The 26,972-nt window shown below is 54.8% G+C and carries 18 protein-coding genes and 2 pseudogenes; 4 read left to right on the top strand and 16 right to left on the bottom strand.

Annotated features, from left to right (window positions below; genetic code table 11):
- Positions 1-23 precede the first annotated feature (23 nt).
- The 15 genes from LDN30_RS11520 to LDN30_RS11450 all read right to left on the bottom strand — a co-directional run bounded on the left by LDN30_RS11520 (position 24) and on the right by LDN30_RS11450 (position 21,842).
- Positions 24-746, bottom strand: coding sequence for a TraX family protein (locus tag LDN30_RS11520; RefSeq protein ID WP_223927793.1), 723 nt, complete (start codon positions 744-746; stop codon positions 24-26).
- Between the two features lie 3 nt (positions 747-749).
- Complete coding sequence (locus LDN30_RS11515) at positions 750-953, bottom strand: cupin domain-containing protein (RefSeq protein WP_306421521.1); 204 nt, start codon at positions 951-953, stop codon at positions 750-752.
- Between the two features lie 22 nt (positions 954-975).
- Positions 976-3,378: a TonB-dependent receptor gene (locus tag LDN30_RS11510; RefSeq protein WP_223927797.1), complete on the bottom strand. Its 2,403-nt coding sequence runs from the start codon at positions 3,376-3,378 to the stop codon at positions 976-978.
- A 13-nt stretch (positions 3,379-3,391) separates the two neighbouring features.
- Positions 3,392-5,137 carry a M15 family metallopeptidase gene (locus LDN30_RS11505; RefSeq protein ID WP_223927799.1) on the bottom strand — a complete coding sequence of 582 codons (1,746 nt, stop codon included), beginning with the start codon at positions 5,135-5,137 and terminating at the stop codon, positions 3,392-3,394.
- A 2-nt stretch (positions 5,138-5,139) separates the two neighbouring features.
- Positions 5,140-5,235 carry a 4Fe-4S binding protein gene (locus LDN30_RS11500; RefSeq protein ID WP_241865336.1) on the bottom strand — a complete coding sequence of 32 codons (96 nt, stop codon included), beginning with the start codon at positions 5,233-5,235 and terminating at the stop codon, positions 5,140-5,142.
- On the bottom strand, positions 5,214-5,510 hold the full coding sequence (locus LDN30_RS11495) for a hypothetical protein (RefSeq protein WP_223927801.1): 297 nt from the start codon (positions 5,508-5,510) through the stop codon (positions 5,214-5,216). Before LDN30_RS11495 ends, LDN30_RS11500 begins: the two co-directional genes overlap by 22 nt.
- Before the next feature lie 24 nt (positions 5,511-5,534).
- Positions 5,535-6,029: a cupin domain-containing protein gene (locus LDN30_RS11490; protein WP_223929582.1), complete on the bottom strand. Its 495-nt coding sequence runs from the start codon at positions 6,027-6,029 to the stop codon at positions 5,535-5,537.
- A 36-nt stretch (positions 6,030-6,065) separates the two neighbouring features.
- The gene (locus LDN30_RS11485; protein WP_223927805.1) at positions 6,066-7,271 is read right to left on the bottom strand and encodes a glycoside hydrolase family 3 protein; all 1,206 of its coding nucleotides are present in this window, start codon (positions 7,269-7,271) and stop codon (positions 6,066-6,068) included.
- A gap of 1 nt (position 7,272) precedes the next feature.
- Positions 7,273-8,100, bottom strand: coding sequence for a M15 family metallopeptidase (locus LDN30_RS11480; protein WP_223927806.1), 828 nt, complete (start codon positions 8,098-8,100; stop codon positions 7,273-7,275).
- A gap of 57 nt (positions 8,101-8,157) precedes the next feature.
- The gene (locus LDN30_RS11475; RefSeq protein ID WP_223929581.1) at positions 8,158-17,811 is read right to left on the bottom strand and encodes a LamG domain-containing protein; all 9,654 of its coding nucleotides are present in this window, start codon (positions 17,809-17,811) and stop codon (positions 8,158-8,160) included.
- A gap of 12 nt (positions 17,812-17,823) precedes the next feature.
- On the bottom strand, positions 17,824-18,765 hold the full coding sequence (locus LDN30_RS11470) for a hypothetical protein (RefSeq protein ID WP_223927809.1): 942 nt from the start codon (positions 18,763-18,765) through the stop codon (positions 17,824-17,826).
- 27 nt (positions 18,766-18,792) lie between these two features.
- Positions 18,793-18,948: a hypothetical protein gene (locus tag LDN30_RS11465; RefSeq protein WP_223927811.1), complete on the bottom strand. Its 156-nt coding sequence runs from the start codon at positions 18,946-18,948 to the stop codon at positions 18,793-18,795.
- A 40-nt stretch (positions 18,949-18,988) separates the two neighbouring features.
- Entirely contained in the window at positions 18,989-19,192 is a 204-nt protein-coding gene (locus tag LDN30_RS11460) for a hypothetical protein (protein WP_223927813.1), read from the bottom strand.
- A gap of 168 nt (positions 19,193-19,360) precedes the next feature.
- Positions 19,361-20,905, bottom strand: a complete 1,545-nt coding sequence (locus tag LDN30_RS11455; protein WP_223927815.1) for a helix-turn-helix domain-containing protein — start codon at positions 20,903-20,905, stop codon at positions 19,361-19,363.
- A 34-nt stretch (positions 20,906-20,939) separates the two neighbouring features.
- On the bottom strand, positions 20,940-21,842 hold the full coding sequence (locus LDN30_RS11450) for an Abi family protein (protein ID WP_223927817.1): 903 nt from the start codon (positions 21,840-21,842) through the stop codon (positions 20,940-20,942).
- Between the two features lie 604 nt (positions 21,843-22,446).
- Here LDN30_RS11450 and LDN30_RS11445 point away from each other — a divergent pair.
- A pseudogene (locus tag LDN30_RS11445) lies at positions 22,447-22,719 on the top strand (TraG/VirB4 family ATPase); the annotation flags it as partial.
- Positions 22,720-22,723: 4 nt separating this feature from the next.
- On the opposite strand, the gene LDN30_RS11440 reads toward LDN30_RS11445, so the two are convergent.
- Positions 22,724-23,947 (bottom strand): ISL3 family transposase, encoded by a 1,224-nt coding sequence (locus LDN30_RS11440; protein WP_223927821.1) that lies wholly within the window; start codon positions 23,945-23,947, stop codon positions 22,724-22,726.
- Positions 23,948-24,384: 437 nt separating this feature from the next.
- Here LDN30_RS11440 and LDN30_RS11435 point away from each other — a divergent pair.
- From LDN30_RS11435 to LDN30_RS11425, 3 genes and pseudogenes are all read left to right on the top strand, one after another.
- Positions 24,385-25,434, top strand: a pseudogene (locus LDN30_RS11435) (TraG family conjugative transposon ATPase); the annotation flags it as partial.
- Positions 25,416-26,240 (top strand): hypothetical protein, encoded by an 825-nt coding sequence (locus tag LDN30_RS11430; RefSeq protein WP_223929580.1) that lies wholly within the window; start codon positions 25,416-25,418, stop codon positions 26,238-26,240. The pseudogene LDN30_RS11435 and the gene LDN30_RS11430, both read left to right, overlap by 19 nt.
- A 5-nt stretch (positions 26,241-26,245) precedes the next feature.
- Positions 26,246-26,929: a hypothetical protein gene (locus tag LDN30_RS11425; protein WP_223929579.1), complete on the top strand. Its 684-nt coding sequence runs from the start codon at positions 26,246-26,248 to the stop codon at positions 26,927-26,929.
- Positions 26,930-26,972 lie beyond the last annotated feature (43 nt).

Raw genomic sequence — 26,972 nt, 5'->3', positions numbered from 1 at the left:
CATAGTTTTGTTTGTTTAATATCCTAAATGATTCTTGCCAGCAGGCCGATGAGGGCCATGTGGGCGGGGTAGTAATAGTAGAAGAACTTGCCGAGCCAGCGGCAGCGGCCTCGCTGTCCGTTGTAGAGCGACAGCAACGGCACCGCCAGCCAGCAGGCCATGTGCACCATGCCGTAGGTCTGGCTGTGGACGACAAAGAAGGCGACGGCATAGCCCGTGATGATGACCATCATCCACAGCATCTGCTTGCAGAAGTTGCCACGGCTACGCCCAATCATAAGGATGGCCAGCGGGGCGGCGCAACTCCAGTCGGACGTAAAGGTGAGCGCACAGGCCAGTAGCGTGATGGCTACCTTATGCCAGTGTACCAACTGCGGCATGTCCCACACCTTCAGCAGTATCAGTCCCCACAAGAGCGGCCAGGCGATGCTCGTAGCATTGAAGAGCAGGTTGTCCAGCGGATTGAAGCCCGACATGTTGAAATAGCAGAAGGCGAAGTGGCTCACCACGGCCAGCATCAGCAGACGGCGCAGGTAGCACCGGAAGTCGTGCGTGTGGTAGTAGCCCTCGGCCACGAAGAATATCATCATCGGAGCCGTCAGCCGTCCGATGCAGTGCAGCCCAATCTGCATGGGCGTCTCTGCCTGCTGGTAGGTCTCAATGCCCACCCAGGCCAGATGGTCTATCGTCATGGCAATGATGGCGATAACCTTCAGCGCATTGCCGCTCAGTCCTTTGGTCTGCATTCGTTACTCAAGCGGTATCTCCGGATGCTGCACAGCCAGCGGCATGTCCTTCTGCGAGAGGTAGAACATGTAGAGGATGACGGGCTTCGTGCCGCGGTTCTCGCCGTGGTGGATGGTGTTCACCATCTCGACGACGGCCTCGCCCTCATGCACTACTTTTTCCTTGCCGTCCTGCCCGATGATGGTCAGTTCGCCCTGCACCAGCAAGCCATAATGTTTTTCTCATTTATTAGAAGTCGAGACGATAGAAGATGTTAGGCAGTGAGATACCTGCCTTGTCGGTACGGATCTCACCAGTGGCGAGGTCGTAGCGCTGCCATTGCGGAGCCTCAGCATCGAGGATGTTCAGACCCTCGAAGGCGATGGTGTGGCTCACCTTGCGGCGGTTGATTTTGTAGCTCACAGTCAGGTCGACAACGCTCGTCGGCTTGAAGCGCTTAGAGAATGCCTCATTCTCCTTATAGATAGGATCATCATTGATGATACCGGCTGCTACGTTGGCACGCATGGCCTCCACATCGATAGGTGTGTAGCGCAAACCGCCCTGAATAGAGTACTTAGCGCTGACATTAAGCACGTTCTTACCAATCATCCACTCCTTACCACCCAGGATCTTGAACATGAAGCCACGGTCGTAGAGCTGGTTGCGCCATACCTTGTCAACGCCTCTGTACTGTGATTTATAGAGCGAGAAGTTGGTTTGGCCAAAGAAGCCGTGACTCATATAGTGCTCCAGCGTGATGTCTCCACCGTAGTTACGGGTGTTGCCCTTATTCACAAGCGGTTCATCGGTGTAAGCATAGAAGCGGTTGGTGACGCAGTAGGTGCTACCATTGATACCCACAGGCGTGTCGAAACCATACTGGTAGAACATGTTCAGACGCAGGTTGAGGTTGTCTGTGAACTTATGGGAGTAGGAAAACTGCAGGTGGTGGGCCTTGCTCAGACCGAGGTCTTTGTTCACCAGTCGGCCAGTTTCATCGCGATAGAAATAGGTGTCGAGTTTCTCAACCATTGAGTGCAGACCGTAGCCCAGTGAGAAGCTGCCACCGTTGTAGGGCTGCCACTTCATGCTGGCGCGTGGCTCAACAGAAACATCATCTGAGAGTACGAAGTAGTTGGCTGCTACACCCAGCGACATACTGAACTTATCGCTCAGTGTGAGGAGGTTCTGCCAGAAAGCGCTGGCGAGACCCGTGTCGTCCTTCATATCGGTGTAGGTCTTCATCGTTGAGGGGTCGGCATAGAGATAATCCACGCTGCTGTATTTCAAGTCGAAGAAACGGTGGGAGTATTCGGCACCGAACTGTGTGAGCCATTTTCCTGTTATCTGCTTCGACAGTTCTGTATTGAAGAGCAGACGGTCTTCATTTTGCTTCTGCTTGCTGAAGAGGTATTGCGTCTCAGGCTCCTCAAAAGCCAGCGGGGTCTTCAGTACTCCATTGGCATCGCGTTCCAAACCATAGTATAGATTATCTACACCGATATGTTGCATATTGTAAGCCGCTGTGGTGTTCCACGACCACTTGTTACCCAGGTGAATCTTGTGTGAGATACCAGCCAGCAACTGTGTCATATCACCATTGAAATTAGAGGCATCGTAAGCCGAGTGCACATCCTTCAAATCGATACGGTCGGTATGTGTCTTGTCCAATAGTGCCAGTCCAAAGATAGAGAATGTTCCAGCTTTCTTAGTGGGCAGGTTCAGTTTCCATGAGAAGTCCTGGAAGTTGAGTTGGTCGCCTTCGGTATCAACGAGCCCCAGCTGACTGATGAGCGCAGTGAAGCCATAGCGGTAGTTCACGATATAGCTGGCATTGCTCTTCTTCGAGAGCGGACCTTCTAATGTCAGTTCCTCGAATGCCGAACCCAGCTGTAGGATGTTTTCGTGTTTGGAGTTGTTACCCGGTCGCATCTTTACGTCGAACACACCACTCAGCGCATTTGAGTAGTTGGCATTGAAGGTGGAGGTGAAGAAGTCGGAGTTGCCTATAACGTTAGAGTTCAGTCCGCTAATCAGTCCGTAGCCGGCATTCCACATGTCATTGTAGTGGTTAGGTGTAAACACCTCCACACCCTCTATGCGATACTGCATACGCTCCGGAGCATTGCCATGAATGGAGAGACCACTACCATCAGCTTCACCCGACACACCAGCGAAGGCCATCACCAATCGGGCAGGGTCGTTGGCACCACCCGCAAAACGGCTGGCTTCCTCCATAGAGAGCATCACTCCACCAGTCAGTACGGCAGGATTGACTGTTGACTCCTTGTTCACACGGGGGCGCACCACCACTTCCTTCAGTTCGGTACTGTTCTCACGCAAAGCGATGTCCAAGACCACCTCCTTGACGCCGGAAATCAGTATTTCCTTCATCATACTCGGTTCGTAGCCGATGTAGGTCGATTCGATGGTGTAACGTCCACCCTGACTGATATTAATCAGATAGTTACCATCGATATCGGTCACAGCAGCTGCTCCCTGAAGCTCTACAACCCTCACCGTAGCGCCAATCAGCGGTTCGCCAGTGATAGCGTCTTTCACGGTGCCGCGCAGGGTCTCAGCCTGCATGCTTACAGTGCCGCAGATGATCAGGATGGCGGCGTGCATCCATAGTTTCATTTGTTTCATAGTTATTCAAAGTTTATTCAATTAACTCAAAATGTTGGTAGTCCTTGCACGATGTCCAGTCGCCGCCCCACTCGAAGCCGGCGGCGGTGAAGAGGCGGAAGCAGAGGTCGTCGTGGTCTATCTTGTAGGGGAAGTCCCACGTGCGGTCGCAGTAGTCGGTAGCCGTGGCGGGCTGGATGTAACGGGTGCCGTCGGTGCGGTCTTTGTAATAGGGATTGTAGAGCGTGTTAATGTCGACGGCCAGACCGCGGGCATGCTTCGACAGGACGGTGGTTCCAGCGACAGCGCGGTAGCAGAAGCACGACGAGTTGTTGTCGCGCATCTGAGTCTCGTCATCTGCATCATATACGTCGGGCAGGAGCATCCGCTGGATGGGATACTGGGCGTCGAAGAGCTGACGCAAGATGCTGACGACGCGGTCGGCAATCTGAGCGTTGCAGACCATCTCGCCGACGTGCATCTGATTGTCGTAATCCCAGTGCAGGGCGCGGATGTGGCGCAGGTCGTCGCGGCCGATGTAGGGGTTCTCCTTGTAGGTCTTGCCCTGCATCCGTGCCCATACACCATCGGGAATGGGCTCAGCGGCAAAGCACTTGTCTATGCCGCCAAAAGCATCGACATCCGCCTGACTGACGGTGCGCCCGGCCTGCCACTCGGTGAGGGCCCGAGTGTCAACGGGAAAGGTGAAATCTGTCTTCACGACACCATCGCCGTAGATGGTCTTGAAGTCGTCGTGCATGGAGATGACGTGGTAGCCGGCCGTGCGCCACTGCTCGCCTAAGGAGAGCGCCTTTTCGCGGTTGGCGTGGTCGCGCGCATCATCGTCGGCGATAAGCATGAAGGCGGCGGACTTGTACTTCTGGTTGCCTAATGCGTAGTTGTGCATGGCGGCATCGCCACCACTGTTGCCGAACGACAGGACGGGCACCTTGCCAATCTCCTGCGAGATCTGCAGCACCTTGTTCGTCTTCAGGTTCTTGATGATGAGTTCGTCGGTGCGCACAAGGTCCTCCTCGCGTCCCATCGTGTAGTTGACGCCCTCCTCGGTGCCCTGACTGGTGGAATGCAGTTTCACGTCCATGCCTATGACGCGGTTCGACGGGACGCCGATGGACTCTGTCAAAGCGCGGCAGATGAAGCGGTCGGAGCCAGAGACAACGTAATACGTAAAACCGTTGTCGCGAAGGTAGTCGAATACCTGAAGCATGGGTTTAAAGAAACTCTGTCCGTAGGTCATGCCCGAAAAACCGTTGGCAGGCTGCTGGGCGTAGGCCTTCACGTAGGCATCAAACTCGGCCAGCGTCATGCCGCTGTAAGCTTTGGCAGCGGCCAGGGCATGCTTCATGTCGAAGTGGTCGGGCAGCGGCTTGCCGTTGCGCACGAAGTCGCGTATCTCCTGTGCCGTCTCCATCACGTCCTTCGGAGCCTCGTAGTCGGGGTCGTCCAGCGCGCGGTATTCCAGCAGGTTGTACTCGAAGTACGAGGGATAGAGTTCGCCCACAAACGTACCGTCCATGTCGAACGTGGCGATGCGGTCTTCCTCCTGGATATAATTGGGGGAGTTGGCATTGGTAACGTCCTGTACATAGTCCTGCAGGGCAGTCAGCGCCTCGCACTGGTTCCACTGCGTGAAGTATTCCTTCGCCGCCGGAGTGACGACGGGGCTGTCATCGTCCTTCGAGCACGATGCCAACGTCGCCGTGGTGCCGCAGAGGATGAGGATGGTGGCGAGCATCCATAGTTTCTTTGTTTTGTTCATTGTTATTTCTTTTTGTTGATTCGTTTGGTCAGGCTGATGGCGCCCATCGGGCAGACAAGTCGGCAGAGGTGACAGCCTACGCATTTCGTGCCGACGATACAGGGCTGGCGGGTGTCGTGGTCGAAGGTGATGGCCTGGTGACCGCGTTCAGCATCTCACGGATACGGATAGGCCGGTCGTAATGAATACAGGCATCCTCTGCCCTCTGGAGGTCGGCATCGGTAGGGTTCGCCACAAAACGTAGGGCATACTTATCGTTGCCAAACCTGATAGAACGGATGGCCCGCGCCACATCGCCAGTCTCGCACGCTTTCGTGCAGGGAGCATCCTCGCACAGTAGGCAGTGTGCCGCCTCTTCATGAATATGTATCATAATCATTGGACGTTAGGGTGCTGGTTACTCCAGCGGAATCTCCGGATGCTGCACGGCAAGGGGCAGACCCTCCTGCGAGAGATAGAACATGTAGAGGATGACGGGCTTCGTGCCGCGGTTCTCGCCGTGGTGGATGGTGTTCACCATCTCCACGACCACCTCGCCCTCGTGTACCGTATTCTCCCGGCCGTCCTGTCCGATGATGGTCAGCTCGCCCTGCACCAGTATGCCGTAGTTCATCACGGGGTGGTGGTGCCAGCCCAGTTTCTGTCCGGCGGGGAACTCATACTTCACAGCCACCAGCTCGGGCCGTCCCTGCAGATAGTCGGGCAGTTCCACGCCGTCCCAGCTCTGCGAGGTGCGAATCAGTTCCTCACTCTTCACCGCTGATGCGGGATTGTCGTTCTGGGCGTTAGCCTTGTCGCAGGCTGTCAAGCCAACTGTTGCGCCGCAGAAGACTATGGTGAGTACCAATGGTCGGATGGCGGCGAGCATCCAAAGTTTCTTTGTCTTTCTCATTTCTTTTATTATATGTATATTAATTATTTCTGACTGTCAGAGTAGAGTCTGGTGTCCTATCTGCTTCTTCAGCCGCAAGATGCGGCGCACGCTCTGGTTGATGCGCTCCTCGGTGAGCGTGCCGTCCTCCACGGCCTTGATGACGGCATCGAAGGCATCAACGAAGTTCTGCGGGCCAAGCACGATGTCGGCACCGGCCAGCAGCGTACCCACGGCGGCCTCGGCATTGGTGTATTGCTGGGTGATGGCTCCCATCTCCATGGCATCGGTGATGATGATGTTCCGGTAGCCCAGTTCGCCGCGTAGTTTGTCTTGCAGGATGATGCTCGACATGGTGGCGGGGATGTCGGAGCCTGTCACGTTGGGCGTGGCGATATGGGCCGTCATAATCAACTGCGCGCCCCACGAGATGCTGGCCTTGAAGGTCGTCATCTCACAGGAGAGCATCTCGTCCCACGTCTTCAGGCTCTGCGCATAGCCGAAGTGCGTGTCGGCCTTGGTGTCGCCGTGGCCGGGGAAGTGCTTGATGCAGCCCGTCACGCCGGCATCCTTCAGCCCCTGCAGATAGCTGACGACCATCGGCGCGGCCACCTCGGGATTGTCGCTGAAGGCACGGGCACCGATGACGATGTTCTCAGGGTTGGTGTTCACGTCGGCCACGGGGGCGAAGTCGATGTCGAAGCCGTAGCGGCGCAGATAGGTGCCGATGGTGTTGCCGCAGTGGTAGGCATTCTGCGCATCGCCCGTGGCACCGATGGCCGCCATCGACTCAAACTTCTCCACTGCGAAGTTCCCGTTGTTGGCGATGCGGGCCACGCGGCCTCCCTCCTCGTCGATGCAGAGCAGCGGCGAGCCGCCAAGGGTGCGTATCTGGGCGATGAAAGCCTTGAGTTGTGCCTCGTCCTCGATGTTGTGGGCATAGAGGATGACGCCGCCCACGGGGTATTTCTCGTTCACGCCGCGCATGGTCTCGTTGACGGCCTGCAACTTGATGGCCCTGATGTCGTCCGTACTGCCGTCGACGCTGCTGGGCTGGTTGAAGTGGATGGTGGTGTCGAGACACTCGGGGCGCACATAGAACAGTTGCCCCACCTTCTCGCGCAGCGTCATCCGCTGCAACTGCGCCTCCACCTCGTCGGTCGGAGGTGTCACCGGGTCGTCCTCGCTGGAGCACGAGGTGAGAATTGTAGAGCCGCTGGTAATGAGGATGGCGGCCAGCATCCATAGTCTTATCTGTTTCATATTACTTGCTCAATTGCTTGACGGGGAAAGTGAAGTAGGTATCGGGGAACGGTTCGTCCTTCAGGGTGAAGTGCCACCACTCGGTGTCGAAGGGCTTGAAGCCGTGGGCGAGCATGGCGCGGCGCAGAATCATGCGGTGGGCGAACTGCTCGGCGGTGATGCTGCGCTTCGGCTCGGCAGGGCTTTTGCTATTGTCGCCCGTGTATTCGCCCGTCTCTGGATTGCCGCAGAAGTCGGGGTGACTCTCAGGACCGAACCAGTCGAAGGTGCCGCCCATGTCGAGTTCCTTCTCTGTCGCCATGTCGAACAGTGTCAGGTCGAGGGTGGAGCCGCGCGTATGACCGCTCTTCAGGCAGATATATTCCTGGGGGAAGAGCACACTCTTGTCGAGGTCGGGATAGAAGTAGGGCTTCATCCGGGTGTCCTCCAAGTCCTGCGCCCAGCGCACGAAGTGGTCAACGCCCTTCTGCGGACGGTAGGCATCGTAGATCTTCAGGCGGTAGCCCTGAGCCATTACGTCGTCGCTCACCTTCTTCAGACTGTCGGCGGCTTGCTTGGTCAGCAATGCCGTCGGCTCCTCGTAGCCGTCGATGCGCTGGCCCACAAAGTTGTACGTGCCGAAGTAGCGAATCTCCAAGATGACATCGGGCACCACGTCGGTGATGGTTACGAACTGGCTGCTGTCGATTCCCGACGTTCCGTCGCCTACCCGTAGCCTTTCGGTCGGGTTGACAACAGTTTTTGTCTCGCTTTTACGGAAGCAAGAAGAAACGCATACGCCGCAAATGATTACAAGGATGGCGGCGAGCATCCATAGTTTCTTTTTCATTGTCACTTCTTTAAAGAGGAAACGGACCAGTGTCCGCTCCCTCAGCATGATTGTTGTTTACTTCGCTCGCTTAATCGTAACCTTTTCACCTTTATGTATATACACACCGGGCTGCGTAGGTTTGCGACCTATCTTGAAGCCTTGAAGCGTCCACCAGTCGGTGTTGGAGTCGATGGCAGAACCATCGACCACTGTGATTCCGTTCGACAGGTTCTGCAGGTCGATGACGTAGGGATTCCACGACGTGCCGATGTTGTCATCGCTGACAAACAGCTGCGTGTTGTCGATGTCGATGATGGCACCGTTCAGGCAGGTGCGCAGCGTTATGGGCTGACCGGCTCCCTCGCCACTGATGACGAGATAGTACAAACCGTTCTCGCTGGCACGGGTGGCACCGCGGCACTCGTCGCCGATGAATGCGGCCACTTCACAGGTATCAACGACGGCATCGCCATCTTTCAACTGGATGACCATTGTCATGTTGTTCGGATAGAGGCCTAAGTCGACAGGCTTGAAAATGCGCAGACCTTCAGGAGCACGTCGTGGTGCTGCCATGCGTGCCTTAGCTGATGCCGCTGATACCATCGGATAGACAAACGACTTCGTCTGGCCGTCAGTGCTGTAGTACAGATAGCCGCGTCCGCCCTCCAGGGCTTTCAGACTGCCTTCCCAGCCGTAACTGCCGTAGATGGCCACGGCGGTCTGCGACTTCACGATGTCGCCCTGCTGCGGGTTGGCAGCGGCCAGCGCCTCGCCTACGGTCATCGTCGTGAGCGGTGTGTAGGCTATCCAGTTCCAGCCCTCCGTCAGCGTGACGGCACGCTCGGCGTCATCCTTCAACTGTCGGCCCGATACGGCGAGCAGACTGTTGGGCTCTGACTGCTGCGTGGTGGGCAGGCGGTCTATCTTCAGCTTGTACATCTCGTTGGCCTTCGCTGCCGTGAGTGTGCCGTCCCACCACTGCGCACCGTTGTAGTCGTTGTAGGCCGTGCGGCTCTTGATGATCATCATCCATTCGGCATAGTCGGCAAACACGTGGTCGAGGTAGTGCGACTGCGGATCCACGCCGAAGGCTATCCAGTTCCAGTTCTGGTGGATGGGGATGAGTTGCTCCACGTTGTCGCTCTTCGTCCAGACGGCCGGGGTGTCGAAGTTGCCGATTAGCCGGTCTTGGGCGAAGGTGATGGTGGTACCCGACGGTGAACCGTCGGGAACGGTGGCTGCATCGGGTAGCGTGATGTTGGCATCGGTATAGGCTACCCCCTTCGAGGCATCCCAGATGCGGAAGGTTACGGCTTTGTCTTTGTCCTTTGCCTTGGTGTCGTTGCCGTAGATGTTCAGTGTCACGTATGCCGCACCACGCACCTTCTCGGCGTTTGCCACGCCTCGGCACTCGTTGCCAATGAAGGCAGCCACCATGCTCTCCTCGTTCTCCATGAGGATGCCGTCGATATACACCTGCCCAATGATGGTCATTTGGTGGTCATACTTCGTCGGGTCGACCGCCCATTGGGGCTTCTCGCCGCTCACTTTCATCACGATGCGCAGAGGCTCCAGTATCTCGTTGTTACCCTGCAGGCCGATGGTCACGTCATAGTTGCCCACAGCCACCAATGGGTTCACTTGGAAGCGCAGCGTCTTGGTCTTCAATGCCTGCACATCGTCGCTGCGCTCGCTATCCACCAGCGTCAGCCACTGTGGCATATTATATAAGGTGTAGTATTCTGTCTGTCCGCCCTTGTTCTCAATATCGATGTCGAAGGTATAGTCTGCGCCATACTTCTTGATGACGTTCACCGAGTCGCGGGTCCACTTCAGCGTGTTCTGCTGCACGTAGGCCGTCCACTTGATGGGGTTCGACGTATTGCCGTGCAGGTCGTGGATGTCGGCCAGCGTGATGTTGAGCGTGGTGCCCTCGATGTCGCGGGGCGAGATGCCGGCGCCAGTGAGGTTGATGACCACCTTGCGCTCCGAGGCTACGGGCGAGGCGATGAGGCGCGTCTCGTCAGGGGCGTTCTTCAAGGGGAAGTTGGAGCCTATGATGGAGGAGGTTGTGCCGGTGGCTATCTCAGCGGCAAAACCGCTGAGCACACTGCCGGGGGTCTGGTCTTCGAGGGTTCCTACTTTGGTGGTCACACCGTTTACGGTGCCGGTCTTCTCAAAGGGATAGTAGGCCAAGAGACCACGGCTATAGACATCGGCCGTGTCGAGGGTGTTGTAGATATTGCTGAGCAGGCGGCTCTCGGAGAGCGTGGCCTTCCAGATGCGCAGCTCGTCGATGTAGCCGTCGAAGCCTTCGCCCAGTCGCATCACGGCACCCTCCATGGCGGGCATGTCGGCCTCGGCAATGACAGCAGTGCGCTGACCGTTGATGTAGAACGAGGCAGCCTGACCGCGAACGACATTCAGGGCCAAGTGATTGGCGCGCTCCAAGTTGGGGAAGTCCTCGATGCTGGCCACCGTGGTGCTCTTCTCACCGTAGTCCAGATGCAGGTTGTTGGTGGCATCGTAGTAGAGGCGCAGGCGGTTCTGCGGCACACTGCCTGTCTCGAAGATTGTGGCCTCCCTTTCTGGTTGGGTGTTCATCTGCGCCCACAGCTCGATGGCATAGCTGTCGCCACGACTGGTGTTGATGCGCGTGATGTCGGCCTCGGCCGTCTCGTCGGCTTCGATGTGGAGCATGTAGTTGGTATTCTCAATGGACCAAGTGTCTTGCAGTGTGATGTCATGCGTATGGCGTTGGTCGGCGATGATGTTGCCGTGTCCCTCGTTCATGGGCCAGTAGTTCACCAGTCCATAGACATAGTTGTCTTTCGACTGATACTTCGTGGCAGCTGCCTCGGCCACGTCGCGGTAGATGTTAAAGAGGCTCAGGTCATGGATCTTTGCCGTGATAGGACCTAAGTGGAGGCGGTTGTCGTCGCTGTAATGAATAGCCTCTGTGTTGGTCTGCGAAACAGGCTCATTCTCGAAGAGACGCTCGCTGCTGGTGTCCCATTGGGCGAGCATGTTCAGCGTATGGTTGGAAGCCTTGTAGCTCAGTACGCAGTAGGTCCACACGCCCGTAGGCACGGTGGCATGGCTCACCAGTTCCGCACCGGCAATATGCACATGGGCATGGCCTTCGTCGTCGAAGCTCAAGGCGAACACGTTGGTGCCTACGCCCAGCTGCAGGACGGTGCCCATCGTTTCGCGATTGAGCCAAAAGTCGGTGCTGAAGTCGCCACTGAGGAAAATGGAGTTCTCCGTGTGTGCACCCCCTCCACGACGGCTCAGGTGGGCCGCCACCTCATGGCTGACGGGCTGCTGGTTCAGCTTCGCCGTGACGATGATGTCCTTGTCGCCCACGTAGCCGGGCACGATGTCCTCATTGAACTCCACGGCCAGCTCGTCGCCAAAGCCCAGGATGCCGTTCGACGGCGAGGGCGTAAAGAGGGCGCGGGGCTTCGTCATGTCCTTGATGACAGCGATGATATCGCTGTAAACATGGACAAGGTCGGTGCCGTAGGGCGTAGTAGTAAAGCCGCGGAACTCGTAGTTACCCTCGGGGTAGGAGAGGTCGCTCGACATGTCGACGGCCAGGCGCAGGTCGCCCGTGGCGGGCAGCATGTCGTAGGATGTGTTGAGCGAGTCGGCCTTGTCAGTGACCCAGGTGTGCAGGTCGGTCCACTGCGTGTTACCAGCGAAGCGATACTGCACGCCCACGTTCTTCAGGTTCTTGAACTGGCGGTCGAAGTTGGTCAGTTTCAGTTGTAGCTCGCCCGTCTTATTGTCGGTGTTGAGCACCGGCTCGGTGATAGCCAGGTCGACAGCCGATGACGAGGGCTTGAAGTGCACGTTCAGCACGCACTTGTCGTTGATCTTGATGGGCTGGTACTGCGAGAGGAACCATATCTCGATGCCCTCATAGTCGAGCACGCTCTGGTCGGTCTGGCGCACGGTGATGGTCTTCTTCACCGTCTCGCCGGCAGGTACAAACACGCTGCGACCGTCGGCAGCCACACCGTCCATGAATACCTCCAGTCCGTGGGGATTAGCCTTTTCCTGCACCATGAGCTTATACACAAAGTCGAAACTCTGGTTGGTGGTGGTCTGGTTGGTGAGGTGCAGTGTGAACTGCCCCGTGCCGCCAGCCGGTATGTCGGTCAGCGTGGCCTGCTTGGCCGATATGCTGCCGTCGGTGCTGACCTGTATGACCGGCTGTTCCATCTGCTCCGTTCCGTAGGAGATGACGTGCTGTTTCTCCGGCTCATAGTACTTGGCGTGCTCCAGCCCCTCGTAGGGGTTGTAGCTCTGTCCGCCGCGCAGCAGGAAGATGTCGCCCCAGCCACGCGGTGAGCGGTAGATGTCGACGGTGAAGTCGGTGCCAGGGTTGCCGTCCACCAGGTCGTAGTCGAACTCTGCGTAGGTCTTCACGTTGTCGAGTGAGTCTGCCCACATCTGGGTGTTGTTGTAGCCCACCTCTGTTTTGAAGTTGATGTTAGTGCCGAAACTTGCAGAAGAGTTGATACTGAACATGGTTTTCACCTCGCCAATGATGCCTACTTTGCCGTTGAAGACAGTGGTGGAAACATGTGTCGTGTCGCGGCGTTCACTAAAGGAATAACTTGTGCCACCGTCAAAAGAGCGGTTTTCCTTGTAGTAGTCCCCACCGTTGAACGCCTCGATTTTGTCTTTCTCGTTCTCGGCGAGCCGCTCCCGCCAGAGGCGTACCGACTCGTTGTAGTGCAGCACCATGTTCTGTGAGCGGCCATTGATGCCCGATTTCCAGACGTAGGTGTCCTCCGCACCATAGTTCGGGTCGTCGGGCGTGAGCCATGTCAGATAGACATCCTGGTCGGACTTGTTCTCATAGCTTTTGGCAGCGGTTTCGTCCATGTATTCCAGCAGGGCATTACGGGTGTCCAGAATCTTGGGTATCATGGTCTCCTCAATCTCAAGTGCAGAATATACGAAATTGGTTCTGATGCTGTCATTGATGGTCACGGCCTCCTTCAGTCCCAGCACGATGCCGTCGGCCTCGCGGTGGAAGCCCAACTTGCGGCAGGTGCCAATGATGTAGTTGTGTGACGTGCCGATGAACACGTCGCCGTCGGCCCCCACATATTTGTCACCCGTACTCGTGGCGATGTTCTCAGCTGTGGTATAGGCCCATGTCGTTTCGTCTTTCCACTGCCAGGCCACAGAACCCTTTTCGCCTACGACGGCTGTTGTCTTTGCTTTGCTGCCTGAGATGATGGCAACACCCAAACCGACAGCAACGTCAAGGTCAGCGCCCCAGATGAGGTCGAACGACAAGGTCTCATCGGCATATACTCCTTTGGTCTCACTGTCTGTCTTTGTATAAACGGTGCCTGTCTTCCAGGTGGCCTTACTCTTTGAGCCTGGCGGGTCGCGCAGCACCATCTGCACCTGTTCGGGGCCGTCGGTCACGAAGTTGTTGCCGTTGGTCAGCTCGCCCAGCACAATGCCGTTCAGCGAGGGGCCTACGTAGGTGCGGTTGTTGCGCTCGAACGACAGGCTGAACTGGCGAGTGTAGGGTGCCGTCACGTTGGGCGCGCCGGTGGTGAAGGTGATTTCATTGCGGCCCAGACTGTCCAAGCGCACCTGATTGCGCTTCAGCTGGTAGATGTCGCCAGCCTTCAGGTCGGTCATGGTGGGGTCTATCACACGAGCCACCACGCTCTGCTCGTCGCTCATCTCGTTGGCGATGGTCAGCACCTGTCCGTTCAGCGGAATGGTGTCGGTGACGGCTGTGCCGCTGTCCTTGTTGGTATAGGCCTCATAGCCGAAGAGCCCGAACGTGTACTGCTTCTTGCGGGCAAAGACGGGGAAGTCGTAGGTGTACTTCACCGTGCCGTCGGCCTCGCGGGTCCAGATGTCGGTGATGTCGATGGTCTCGGTGGTGCTCACGGCATAGTCCTTCAGTTCCTGTTCGCCGAAGGCTCCGTCGCCCTTCACTTGCCACAGGGCCACCTCAGGCTTGGCAAAGTAGGTCTGCACCATCTTGGTGTTATACTTATAGTAGTTCCACACGCTGTCGCCCTGTTCGGTCAGCACTTTCAGCGAGTCGGTCATCTCCTTGCGCACGTTGGTCAGGTCTATCTGCGGCAGGGAGGTGAACTCAAGATCCTCATTCTTGGGAATCTCAATGCTCTTCACGATGTACTTCAGTGGGGGCAGCAGGGCCGAGAACTCACCCGTCTGCGGGTCGGTCTCGATGACGATGTACTTCGCATCGTCCCCTGTTTCCGTCTGTGCCGTGCTCTGTATGGCCGTGGTGTCGCTGGCCCAGGTGCGGCTTTGCGTGGCATCGGTATTGAACAAGAACGACTCGTTGCTCAGCTTCAGCGTAATCTTGGCCTGGCCGATGTTGTTCTTCGTGGCTCCGAAGCCCACGGCCAGTGTGTCGGCCCGTGTGCCGCCAGCCACACGGCCCACGAAGTTGACCAGCGTAGAGTCGGCAAAGTCGTAGGTCATGGCACGGTCGAAGTTGAAGCGGCCCTCAGTAGGGAAGCGTCCGCCGCTGACCATCGTGTGGCCGTCGAGCTTGGCTTCAACGAAGTGCTGGCCTATGGGCACCGACACGCGGTAAAGGCCGTCGGCATCGGTCTGCACAATCTTACCATCCTCCGACTGCAAGTCGCCGTCTACATAGATTTGTATGCCCTCGGCGGGGATGTTCGTGCCTGCATAGTAGATGTGGCCCTCCATGGGGAAGCTGGACACGTCCTCGAAATCGATGTTGTTGGCCGTGAGGCTCGTCGGACTGACGAACATGGAGCGCACGGCGGGCGAGAACTCATGGATGCCCAGCTCAGGGGCCAGCTTGTAGTTGGTGCCGCCCTGCTGGAAGGGTATACCTTTTATAATATAATCGCCCTCCTTGTCGGTCACGCCGTAGAGACCCAGCCGCTGCGGCACACTGGCCGACGGCTGCGCATTGACGCCCACCTCGGGGTGGTTCAGCTGGTAGATGCCGTCCTGACGGCTGATGTCGAAGGCGTAGCTCTTCACGTTGATGCCCTCGTCGAGCGGCCAGTAGAGTATCAGGCCGTTCTCCGTGCCGCCAAGGATGCGGGTGTAGTTGGCCTCAATCTCGTCTTTGCTGAGGGCGCGGTTCCACAGGCGGATGTCGTCGATGTAGCCGGTGAAGGGCTGGAGGTTCATGTCTGTATACAGGCTTGAAATGCCGCCCACAGCAAGCGTGGGGCCGTTGTTGTTGCCCCAGTCCTTACGCCCAGTGTCATCCAACGTATAGGTCAGCAGCGTGTCGGTGCCCACATAGCAGGTTAGCATGCCGTGGTCATAGACGGCGGTGACGTGGGTGAAGTCGGTGCTGCTGAAGGGTAGCCTCTTGTTGAAGTGGTGTGAGTAGTTGGTTGTGCCGCTTTGAACAACACGGTTTAGGTAGAAGTTCTCGCCATCGTCGCTCCTCACGCCCAATTCCCATCTGTTGCCCAGCCGCAGGATGGTTTGTTTTTCTGTGCCGCCAGCGCTTACGCCAAGTGGCCGTGCCCAGAACTGGATGGTGAAGGCACCGTCGCCGTTGAGCACCTTGGCGTATTTCTCCTTGTCGGCAGCCGTCCACTGCAGGCCCTTGCCCACGCCCTGAATGTAGCGCGAGAGGTACTGCGGCTGGTCGGCATCGGTGTCGGCAGAAGACTTGATGAGGTTCACCCGTGCTCCGGCCACGGCGGTACCCGTGCCGTAGCTGATGTGGCCGGTGATGGTGCCGCGGGCCTGCGAGAAGCCGGGGGTGATGACCTCGTCGGTCTGCACTAACTGCTCGTCGCACTTCGCACCGTAGGCCTGCACGGAGTATTCATAGTAGGAACCGGCCAGCGGACGGTCGTCGGTGTAGGTGTACTCCGAGGCGGTGCCGTGTACCTCGTCGGTCAGCACGGTCCACTCCTCAGTGCCGATGGCACGGCGCAGCACACGGAAGTAGATGTCGTTGGTCACGTCGGCCCGTGCCACCTTCCACTTCACGATGACGGTCTTCTCCTCCGTGCCCGTCGAGGCCTTCACCTCGCTGATGTAGCTGCCTGCAGGCAGGTTGCAGGATTTAACGTTACTATAGAAGTCGCGATCCATATAGGTGGTCTTCACGCGGTAGTCCATCATGTCGCACACTGAGCCTTCGGCATCGAAGCTCGCCGTAGATTTATCCGGGTCGACCATCATGCTGTTGTCCAGCACGCGCCAGGCATTCGCGCCCGCAGGACTATACTCGATGGTCCAGTTCTGACCCGTTGGCTGTATGCAGTATTCCCAGACGAGGCGCACGGCTCCGTCGTAGCTGCGGTCTTGATCCAGTGTGATGGGCATTTCGAGCTTGGTGTTCACCTGTTGCTCTATCCAGAAGTTGGCAATAAGCCGCCCCTGCGCCGCCAGCATGCCGCTGGCCAGTTGGTCTTTGTATTTGGCTGACAATATGTCGGGCAGGAAGATGACGCGGTAATTGTACAGTTTGTCGTAGTCGATATTGGTATCTACTACTTTCAGGTCTGTTGCATCACCATTCATTTCGCCGACAACAGTGTACTCGGTGGCCTCCTGTCCGTCCTCGTAGCGGATGACATACCACTTGCCATCGGTGCGGCAGGGGCGGTAAATCCATCTGTTGCGAGTAGTGCCTCGGGCCTGCTCGTTGCGTGTCCAGGTGACTTTGTTTTGCTTTTGCCACTTGTTGAACTGAACGTTGACGGTGAGGGGACGTGTGAAGGGATCGATGATGACCTCTTCCTCAGGTCGTGTGAGGTTGAAGCTGTAGTTAGAGCTGCCGTCAGGGTCAATCTCGGCCATTCGGGTATAGTTAACCGTTACCGGATAGAAATAGGCACCGCAATTATAACCGTAGAGTCTGACAGGAGTGGTAATCAGGATGTCTGACGCCCCGGCATGGTTGCTTGTAACCGTGAAATCATCGAGATTCAGGGTGGCGTTGGCAAGTTTGGCATCGCTCTCCGGGTCACCAACAAAATATCTGTTTGTCAGGTACTTCTGTTGGACAGACATATATTTCACGGCGCCGCTTGCCCGATAGGTCAGCGTGTAGTCGTCGCCCCAGTCTATCGTCAGCTTGGGCAGCGGCTCGTTGTCAGCCAGCTGGGTGTTGAGATCTTTTTCAAACTGGGTGTCACCTTCATCGATGTCCATGTGGTTGGCCGGGTCGTATGCCGCGTAGCTGTATTGTATCCTAATGCGCTTGACACCGTCGGCGAAGCAACGGTCTGTGGGGAAGAACTGAAGCACCAGTTTTCCGTCATTAGGGAACGAAAGCTTGGAAATTCTCTCTATCTGGACAGTTCCCCAGGTGGTGTCGGTGGCCTTGTAGTCTGAGATACTCGTTCCGTTGTCCTCTTTTTTCCATTCGGCCACCTTATGCACCACGTTGTCGCTTGTCACCAGAGATACATTGTAATGATACTCAGGAAAGCCAATGTGCTTCGTCCCAGGTACGGCCATAAACTCGAACATCCAATAATAACAGTGGCTATTCATGTCGAAACTCATGTGCGTCTCGAAATATCTTGCCGCGTTGAAGTCGAATTTGGAGCCCCATAGCTGGGAACGGAAGGTGTAGGTGCCGCCTCCTGGGTCATCATGGGTTTCGTCATAGCTCCACCACGCCCATGTGGGCGAGGTACCGGCCATAAGCATCATGAGTGTCACGGCCATCTGCTGAATGAAATGTTTTGTTTTCATATTGTTGGTCTTTTAGTTATTCTTGGTTAGCTTCAGGCCCGTGGCCACGATGTATTCGCCCTCGACGAGCGTAGCCTTGGCGGTGCCAGTATAGGTGCCGCTACTGTTGGCGACGGTGAAGTTGAAGGTGCGTTGGCCGCTGGTTGGCAGTAGGGCGACAAAAACCTCCCCCAACCCCTCCGAAGGAAGGGAGAAAGCCACGGAACAGTCCACAAGAAGGGAAGAAGTGGATGCTGTTCCCGCAGCGTGGACTGCTGACTGCTCCAAGATGCCGTTGCTGTTTAGCGTCACCGTGGCCGTCTGCGGATAAGTGCGGGCATCAGAGCCGCTGCCACCATAACTGATGGCGAGCGTCTTGATGGGAATGGCAGCACCAGTGGTCTTATCGACGAACGAGAACTTGCACACCGTGAGCAGGCTCTTCATCTTCTCCATCGTGGCATTGGCTGTGTTGTCGGTGACAGATGTGACGTAGGCTTTGCCATAAACGTAGTGGTAGTTCGTAGCCAGAGTCCCTAATGTGCCGTCCTGCCCAGAGAGCGAAATGGTGTAGCTCTCGTTCGTCACAAAAGTCGCGGCGGGATAGACCACAGCGAGGTAGTCGCCGGCATTACACGTCACGTTGCCAGTGAACTGCGAGGTGGAGGCGGTGGAGGCAGCGGTTAGTGGGCCAGTGTATATCTCATAATTCATAGGGTTCGTTCTACTCAAGTTGCAGTACGTCAGTCCGTCGCCTGCTGTCCATGAGGCGGTAAGACCATCACTTTCAACAAGCGTGGATCGGGTTAGCATCTGCCGCGCTGCCGCATCGTCGGTTTGGGTAATGGTAATGCGGCGCACCTTCACACCGTCGTCGGGTATGTCCGTAGTATCATCGTCGCTCGAGCAAGCCGTCATCCCAGTCAGCATCATGTAGCCGAGCACAGCCCATTGAAATAGTTTCCTCTTGTTCATATTGCGTTGTCGTATTCGTTATAGTTATTATTCTGTTAAGTCATCATCTTGACTAAAGCCGCCACTCGACTTCTGATACCCGGAAATCTCTCCGTTTATCCCACTGCTGCCACTGAGCAAATGCTGTTGCTGCTGCAAGGTGACAACTCTCATCGTTGGTCTGTTGTATTTTCTTTTCATCATGGTGTTTATATGTTAAAGATTTTCTGTCTTATTCCCTCGGTTACAGCAGGGCGGCACGATTGAGGCCGAGGCTGACGGCACGGTCGATGAGGCGCTGGTTGCGCTCCACCTCGCTGACGATGACGTTGTTCTTGTGGCGCAGTTCGTCGTTCTTACGGGCCATGCGCCAGCAAAGGAAACCGACGAGCGCGACGAGCATCGCGATGATGCCCGTGAGCAGAAGGATGAGTGTTGATGTGTGCATAAGCGTACCTTTTTGTTGTTATTACGGCGCGTAAGGTACACAAAAATGCCTGCGCCCGCAAGGGCACAGACAGATTCGGACGTGGTTTCAGACAAATTCGGACGTCAGAAAGACCATTTCTGACGTCCGAAGACAATTTCTGGCATATAATGACTTGCTGTCAGACCATCATTGCCGGGCAGCCCTGAACTCGGAAGGAGTCATGCCGTAGCGCGACTTGAAGCGGTCGCCAAAATACTTCCGGCTGCTGAAACCACTCTGCTGCGCCACCTGCCCAAGGTCAAGACCAGGTTGGTCAAGCAGCAACTTGTAGGCATGTTCCAACCGCAGGTCGTTGATATAGGCCGACAGCGATGGATGGCTGCTGCCCTTGACAAAGGCGGCACCAATGCGCTCCTTCGAAAGCCCGAAACGGTCGATGAGCATCTGGCGGTCGCAGGTGGGGTTGAGGTAAAGCTGCTCGCGGACGATGGTGTCGTGAATCTGGGCGAAGAGGTCGGTGTCAGTAGTATCTTCTGCGTTTCCACCCTTTGGTGTGTCCAGAATCTGAGGCGATAAAAGAGCCTCATACCTTTCTTTATACGCCATCGCCTCGTCAATCTGCCGCACCAGCGCACGGTTCTTGCGCCGCGTCTCACGGTGCTTGTAGAGGGCGAACAGGGCTAAGCAAATGGCCAGCAGACTGATGATGCCCGTGCTCCATGCTATCAATGCGTTGCGACGCGCCTCTGCCCGCTGCCGCTCCGTCTCACACTGCTGTTCTATGGCCTGGTAGCGGGCGCGGTGCTCGCGGGCAGCAGCGTCGCGCACGATGGCCTCCAACTGGCGGAAGAACTCTTCCATGCTGCCGCTCTCGCTGATGGCGGCGTAGGCAGCGGCGATATACTTCTGCGCCTTCGAGCGGTAGAACTCAATATAGTCCTGCCTGTCGGTGGAGTCCTTAGGCTCACGGTAGCTGCTGTCGTGATAGCGGTCGGAGTGCTGCTCGTAGTCGCTGAGTCGCTCCAGCATCTGGCAGGCCGGCGGCAACATCTCGGCATAATGCCCCCTCTCGGCCAGCACCATCACCTTGCGCTTCAGCACAATGAGCATGGCATCGAGCTCGTTGAACTTCTTCACGTCCAGTAGGGCTATCACACTGTCAATCCGCGCCATGCCCTCGGTCTCCTTTCCCAGAAAGCAGAGAGCGGCACCCACCTCTGCCTCGTTGCGCAGAGCCTCGGTCTCGGCCCCCTGTCCGTGGCACACCTCCACCAACTCGCGCGAACGCTGCAGCCAGCCCAACGTGTCATTCTGCTGGCGGGCGGTATAGGCCAGAACTTCCAGCACGTCTTGCTGACGGGCCAGACTTACCTTGATGGAGTCGTGACAGAGCAGTCGCTCGGCAATGACGCGTGCCGTGTCGCCCGCCGCCCCTTTGACCCCATGAAGCATCGAATCGAGCAGTTCCGGTACCTGCGTACTGCTGTAGATTCGCGCCCTGTAGAAGTCTGCCCACCAGTCGGGCAGGTTTCCCACGATGACCGCTGAGTCCACAATCTCCAGCGCCCGCACAGGGTCGTATTCGAAAACAGCCATCGCCTTCTCTGCGGTGTGGACGGTATCTTTAGGTTGCCGGGCATATTTCTTACTGTCATTGTTATCGCCTGTGCAGCCCATAATGGCCAGCACTGCTATACCTATTATATATATGTATCTTCTATATCTTGCCATTGCTTTCAGCACATCCAGATTTATACTACAAAGACTAATTCCATAGCGGCTCATTCTCCCAACCACGCGGAAAGCCCATTGCATTAGTGTCAATGGATGGAAAAGCGGACAGCAGCACATCAATCTTGGCCTTCATATCGTTGTTTGGCGAAATGATGTTTAGGAAATACTTGATAATGCAAAGGTCAAAGTAGATGCGGAGTGTATCAGTGGACAGAGTTATCCAGCTGCCAGCCATTCGATTTGGAAGCATTGGACGTATGGTGTTTTGCTTGTTCCACACACGGGCATGATGGCAACATGAGTTGCGGGTTAGAGTAACAATGGTAAGCCACGACTCAAAAGGTGCTACCTGCAAACCAAATCTCCGAGCAATGCTTTTCTTGATTCGGGCGACCTTGATGTTGCTGAAGATATTGGTGATAACTCCGAAGGGAAGCACTTCTGCCAATATCCAGGCTGGAGGGTACGCATCAGAATAGGTCTGTTTGAAATGAACAATGAAATCTTCGCGTGAGCGATGAAGCTCGGCATCAATCAAGTCCATTGTACGGCGGAACTTCCCTGCATCAATGAAATTGCTGCAATCAGTCATCCAGAACGGATTGCCCGTCATGGCACTGCCGATATTGACGATTGCGCTTCGCACTGCAACCTCAATCTTTTCTATCTCATTGAAGATAAGCAGTCGAAGTTTCTTGTCGAAACGATAGAGCATCATCACTTGGCTAAACGTTGCACTCGGTTTATAGCGATGTTGCTCCTTCGGCATCTGTAGCAAAGGATACATATAGGCTGACAGACGGTAATAGCCAATATATTCGAGATAACTCTCAGCCTTGGCAGTATCTGTAACTGTCAATCCTCTTGACTGCAAGAGACAGACAAGGTCGTGCGCACTAGTGTACGGCTTCTGGAATGGGATTCTGTTGCTCATTGTATAAAAATAAAACGACCCGCACATTTGAGCATCGTTGAGAGGCTTGGCGGGTTCTGGTGGTGCAAAGGTACTGCTTTAATTTGAAATAGCCAAACTTTTTTGAAGAAAAAGAATAAAATCTGCCTAAGAAATCCCCTTTTTGCCTCAAAGTGTTACCTCATCCTTTCTTTTCCCTACCTTTTTGAATCAACTCGTACCAAAGATTATCTGCCTGGCGGCACAAAAACATGGGCACGATTGAAAATCAAAATTCCGTGTCCTAAGTTGACTTTGAATCATTAACCGACCTTGTCACACAGTTACTTAGTGCATCCGAGATACAATGACGGTACAAGAACTCTGGTTTTAGTCGATTTTCGAGTTATCGTCTAAGCCCCAAAATGAGCAACTGTAGTCAGCCAGACTTGGCAAACGGCAAAATTGCCTCAAAATTAAAGGTTAAATAATCTTAACAAATTATTAAATCTTGTCCACTCTTGAAGGCTGGTTTTGCTCTGCAAAACTCTTCAATTTCCCAATTTTCGCTATTGCACTTTTTTGTACCGTTCAATTTTGGAAGCGTTATGTTTCTATCTGTATTACAGTTATTTACGAAACCCGAAAACACTTCCACATGAACAGCGTCGTGCGACAGCTCCTGGAGCAGAATACCGACGTTGTGATGGTAGATACCGGCGACAGCTACGAGGGTATATGTCGATATTTCAAAGGTACTTACATCTCTTACTCTAAGGAGAAGCCCATCTCGATGAACCCGTTCAAGATTACGGACACCGAGTACGCCCAGAACTTCGGAGAGAAGAAGAACTTCCTCAAGTCGCTCATATTCCTCATCTTTAAGGGCAGCGAGGCTCCCACGAAGATAGAGGACATGAGGTTCATCCGACATTTCGAGTGATACGGCAATCATGAAGTGCATATAGCCTCAAATCAAAATATTTGTCATCTCTGAATCCATATGCAGTTCTTTTCAATACTTTGATTTTGTTGTTCGTACCCTCTACTTTAGCAGTTGAGATATGGCAGTCATACCAGGCGAGTATTCCCGTTCTGAATCCCCTAACGGTATTTGCCATTTGTATCATTTGCGGTACTTTGCTCTCCCTTGCCTGTCTGCACCAGTCTTCAAGCACTGCCTCAGCAGCTTTCTTGCTTATCTGCATCCATATTTCCCTCAGCCCTTCCTTCAAATAGTATGCTTTCGATAGAGGTTCGTTCATGGCAAGGGCATTGTCAAGCCTGGTTTTGTAATACTTGTCCATAACGTCCTTGCCATTTTTCAACAGTAACAGTCTCACCCCCATTATTACCTTACGCTTGTTTACGTCCTTTTCCGTCCGGCAGACAGTACGTCTTGTATCGTCAACTTTCTCGTTCATAAGCTTCTGAACATGGAAATGGTCGAAGATATGCTGTGCGTCAGGACAATTTTCACTGACAGCCTTAATGAACGCACCTGAAAGATCGGTAGCCACATGCTCTATGGTCACATGTTGCCTCTTGACCATCTTCCAGAACTTGTCAAGGCAGGCGGCATCCTTGCCGTTGGCCACATAGATTATCCTGCCGGTATCGAGGTCAACGACAATGGTCTTGTATACGTGCCCCTTCTTGACGGCGAACTCGTCTATGCCGATGTTCTTTACGCCCTTGAGGGAAATTGGCAGGTAGCGCCTCTCCAAAAATCGCATGTGTATGTCCTTTATGGTGTCCCAACCTACCATTAGCAAGTCTGATACCGCACGGATTGTCATTGACTTCAGCAGGCAGACTACATATGTGGCAAAGCGGTGTGTGTAGGTTTGGCTGCCCGTTGTAAACGTTATTGGCTCCTGCTGGTCATAATCACAGTCCTCGTCCTTGCACTTGTAGCGCTGAACCTTCATACGGAATATGGTCTTCTTGCCTCCTATGGGAAGCCCTATAAAGTCACGGTAACGGAAACCGTTCTTGACAAGGTGACGGCATCCACACTTCGGGCAACATTTTAATCGTTCCTTTGACTCCACATTAAAAATAATTGTATTACCTTTGTAGCTGACTCTCGTGCAGATATGGTTGTAAAGGCCAAATCCATGATATAGGAAACTGCTGTTTATCATTGTATACTTATTTGTGATGATTTAAATATACAATAAACGGTGGTTTCCTTTTTTATTATATCATAGTATCACTCGAAATGTCGGATGAACCGGACATGATCATCAACCAGACCATAGTCGAGTACTACGTGTCGTACTTCACCCCGTTCAAGGAGTTCACCGACGCAGAGCGCGACCACCTCCGCAAGCGTCTGCTCCTTGAGGACAAGAAGAACGGCACCTACGAGAAGCACAGCAAGGAACTCGAAGAAAAATACAAACATACAGAGTATGACTATGAAACAGACATGCCCACCTCCGAAACATTCGAAGATCCATCTGCCTTTGGCGGACAGGATACTGAATACGGTCCTATCCATACTGCTGATGGCAGTCGTATGGCCGATGACGGTCATCTACATACTGCTGAGGAAAAGGAAGCCTACGCACGAATCCAGCGGAAGGTGAACAAACTCCACGACCTCATCAACGACAAGGCCGCAACCGACGGCGAGAAGGTTGCCGCCAACCGCCAGCTCATGCGCCTCATGCCGCAACTCATCGAGGGCAACTACCTCGTCACCATCGAGCAGCGCATCGACCGCATGGAGAAACAGCGCAGAAAGATGCACGTCGACAACCTCAGCTTCAACAGCTACTACGAGTTTGCCATCGAGCGCATCCCCCAGATCATGAGGGAGAAGAGCATCACGTTCGACATCGACAACTTCGCAGCCATCTTAGAACAGTTCTACAAAGGCGGTGAGCTCGAGCACACGCTGAACAACGACGTTGATGCCAGTCTCTTTGACGAGAAATTCATCGTCTTCGAGATCGACAAGATCAAGGACGACCCTGTGCTGTTCCCCATCGTCGTGCTCATCATCATGGACGTGTTCCTTCAGAAGATGCGCATCAAGAAAGGCCGCAAGGCCCTCATCATCGAGGAAGCGTGGAAAGCCATCTCCTCACCTACCATGGCAGAGTACATCAAGTATCTCTACAAGACCGTGAGAAAGTTCCACGGCATCGCCGGAGTGGTGACCCAAGAGCTCAACGATGTCATCGACAGTCCCATCGTCAAGGAAGCCATCATCAACAACTCTGACGTGAAAATCCTCCTCGACCAGAGCAAGTTCAAGGACCGTTACGATGCCATCAGTGCTATCCTCGGACTGACGCAGGTGCAGAAACAGCAGATCTTCACCGTCAACGCCCTCAACAACCACGACGGCCGCAGCTACTTTAAGGAAGTGTGGATCTGCCGTGGCCAGTACTCCGACGTCTATGGCGTGGAGGAACCGCCCGAGTGCTACTGGGCCTACACCACCGAGCGCGCCGAGAAAGAAGCCCTGAAAGTCTATGAGCGCCACTACGGTGACATACAGACCGCCATCACGAAAATCGAGGAAGACCGCAAGAAACTCGGAATCAAAAAGTACCTTGACTTCGCGGTCAAAGTGAACAAACAACAGAAAATCATGCCACTATGGGACAAATCAGACTGAAAACGAGCAAGACGTTCAAAAGGCAAAAGAACAAGACAGACAGAAGATACAAGAAATGCTGTGCTCTGACCGCAGCCTTTCTGCTCTTCAGTGCAAGTCATGCCTTTGCCGGATGGCGCCTTGTCATAGATACCAAGACCATCGCGCAGGTCTCCGCCAACGCCGCCGCACAGAAAGCCATCGAGGACAAGCATAACGAGCGTCTGGACACCATCTCCGACAAGCAGAAAAAGATCTTGCAGTACACCGCCACCATGGAAGGCATCAAGGAACTCTACCACCTGACGATGACCAATGTCCGCGGCTTCGGCGAGGAGACAGCCTACTACAAGGAAATTTTTCTTCTTAGTGCCGACATCCTCACGTCCGTGCCCACGGTGACGAAGTACATCGCCTCGAACCCCGTGAAGAACTACGTCCTCTGCCTGAACGAGCTCGCCGACATTGTCATTGAGACTGAAGGACTTATCCATGACTTCATCGACGTGGTGAACAACGGCAAGATAAAATTGCCCGACAATCCCATCATCCGCCAGAAGATACCCAACGGCGGCGGACGCTACAACATGGGTCAGGGCGACGGCTACAACTTCATGGACCGCTACACCCGTCTGACACTGGCCAATAAGATCTACTCCCGACTGTTGGAGATGAAGTATAAGATGGACGTGATGGTGATGATGTGCCAGTTCGGCACCTGGGGCGAGGTGTTCTTTGCCATCGACCCTGAGAGCTGGGCCTCCGTCTATCAGGCAAGCAACATGGTGGACGGCATTATCAACGATTGGAATAACCTTGGAACATGAAAGCTATGAAGTCCCATACCTTTATAATCTGCATCCTGGCCGTCGCCATCCTCTACCCCTCGAAAGCCCATGCTTTCGACTACCCCAATGACCAGCCTACCATCGAGGCCTTGATCTCGCTGCACATGCTCATCAAGAAAGAAGAGGAGAAGGCACTGGAGAAGGTGGCCGTAAGCTATGGTGAGCAGAGCCTCGTCACCAAGGGAGCGACGAAGTTCAACGACGTGCGCATGACATTGAACTCCAAGCTCAACAACGCCTACAGCTACGTTATCCTCGGTGCGGCACTCGCCTCCACCGGCACCGACCTCTACCGTCTCATCGACCAGTACACCAAGTTCACGAAGAACACTGTCAAGTACACCTTCAAGAAACCGGCTGTGGCATGGTACTATACCGAGGCCAACTTTGCCTGCGCGAGGGAGATCAAGAACATCAAGACCATGTACGCCACCCTTACCGCCAGCGGATTGAACCTCATGCGTGCCAGCATGGACGAGAAACTGGAGCTTATCAACACCCTCCACGGCTACATCTCCAATATGCTCGGCATCATCGACTCGGCCAACCTCTGGTGCAGTATTGTAGTCATGGGAGGCTTCCACTACGACTACATCTGGGACATCCTCAACAGCGAGGTCAAGGACGAGATAGCGAAAAAAGTCATAGACAAGTGGTACGGGGCTTGAGCCAACCCATAAAAGAACAGGATTCCAATTCCCAATATCAAAC

This window comes from Prevotella lacticifex (assembly GCF_019973375.1).
Taxonomy (GTDB): Bacteria; Bacteroidota; Bacteroidia; order Bacteroidales; family Bacteroidaceae; genus Prevotella; species Prevotella lacticifex.
This window is presented reverse-complemented; position numbering and strand designations above follow the sequence as displayed.

Coding starts and splice junctions, on each gene's coding strand:
- LDN30_RS11430 (WP_223929580.1), top strand. CDS start 25,416: ATGGGACAAATCAGACTGAAAACGAGCAAGACGTTCAAAAGGCAAAAG.
- LDN30_RS11480 (WP_223927806.1), bottom strand. CDS start 8,100: ATGAAAAAGAAACTATGGATGCTCGCCGCCATCCTTGTAATCATTTGC.
- LDN30_RS11510 (WP_223927797.1), bottom strand. CDS start 3,378: ATGAAACAAATGAAACTATGGATGCACGCCGCCATCCTGATCATCTGC.
- LDN30_RS11475 (WP_223929581.1), bottom strand. CDS start 17,811: ATGAAAACAAAACATTTCATTCAGCAGATGGCCGTGACACTCATGATG.
- LDN30_RS11485 (WP_223927805.1), bottom strand. CDS start 7,271: ATGAAACAGATAAGACTATGGATGCTGGCCGCCATCCTCATTACCAGC.
- LDN30_RS11520 (WP_223927793.1), bottom strand. CDS start 746: ATGCAGACCAAAGGACTGAGCGGCAATGCGCTGAAGGTTATCGCCATC.
- LDN30_RS11470 (WP_223927809.1), bottom strand. CDS start 18,765: ATGAACAAGAGGAAACTATTTCAATGGGCTGTGCTCGGCTACATGATG.
- LDN30_RS11505 (WP_223927799.1), bottom strand. CDS start 5,137: ATGAACAAAACAAAGAAACTATGGATGCTCGCCACCATCCTCATCCTC.
- LDN30_RS11425 (WP_223929579.1), top strand. CDS start 26,246: ATGAAGTCCCATACCTTTATAATCTGCATCCTGGCCGTCGCCATCCTC.
- LDN30_RS11495 (WP_223927801.1), bottom strand. CDS start 5,510: ATGATACATATTCATGAAGAGGCGGCACACTGCCTACTGTGCGAGGAT.
- LDN30_RS11490 (WP_223929582.1), bottom strand. CDS start 6,029: ATGAGAAAGACAAAGAAACTTTGGATGCTCGCCGCCATCCGACCATTG.
- LDN30_RS11455 (WP_223927815.1), bottom strand. CDS start 20,905: ATGGCAAGATATAGAAGATACATATATATAATAGGTATAGCAGTGCTG.
- LDN30_RS11440 (WP_223927821.1), bottom strand. CDS start 23,947: ATGATAAACAGCAGTTTCCTATATCATGGATTTGGCCTTTACAACCAT.
- LDN30_RS11460 (WP_223927813.1), bottom strand. CDS start 19,192: ATGCACACATCAACACTCATCCTTCTGCTCACGGGCATCATCGCGATG.
- LDN30_RS11465 (WP_223927811.1), bottom strand. CDS start 18,948: ATGATGAAAAGAAAATACAACAGACCAACGATGAGAGTTGTCACCTTG.
- LDN30_RS11450 (WP_223927817.1), bottom strand. CDS start 21,842: ATGAGCAACAGAATCCCATTCCAGAAGCCGTACACTAGTGCGCACGAC.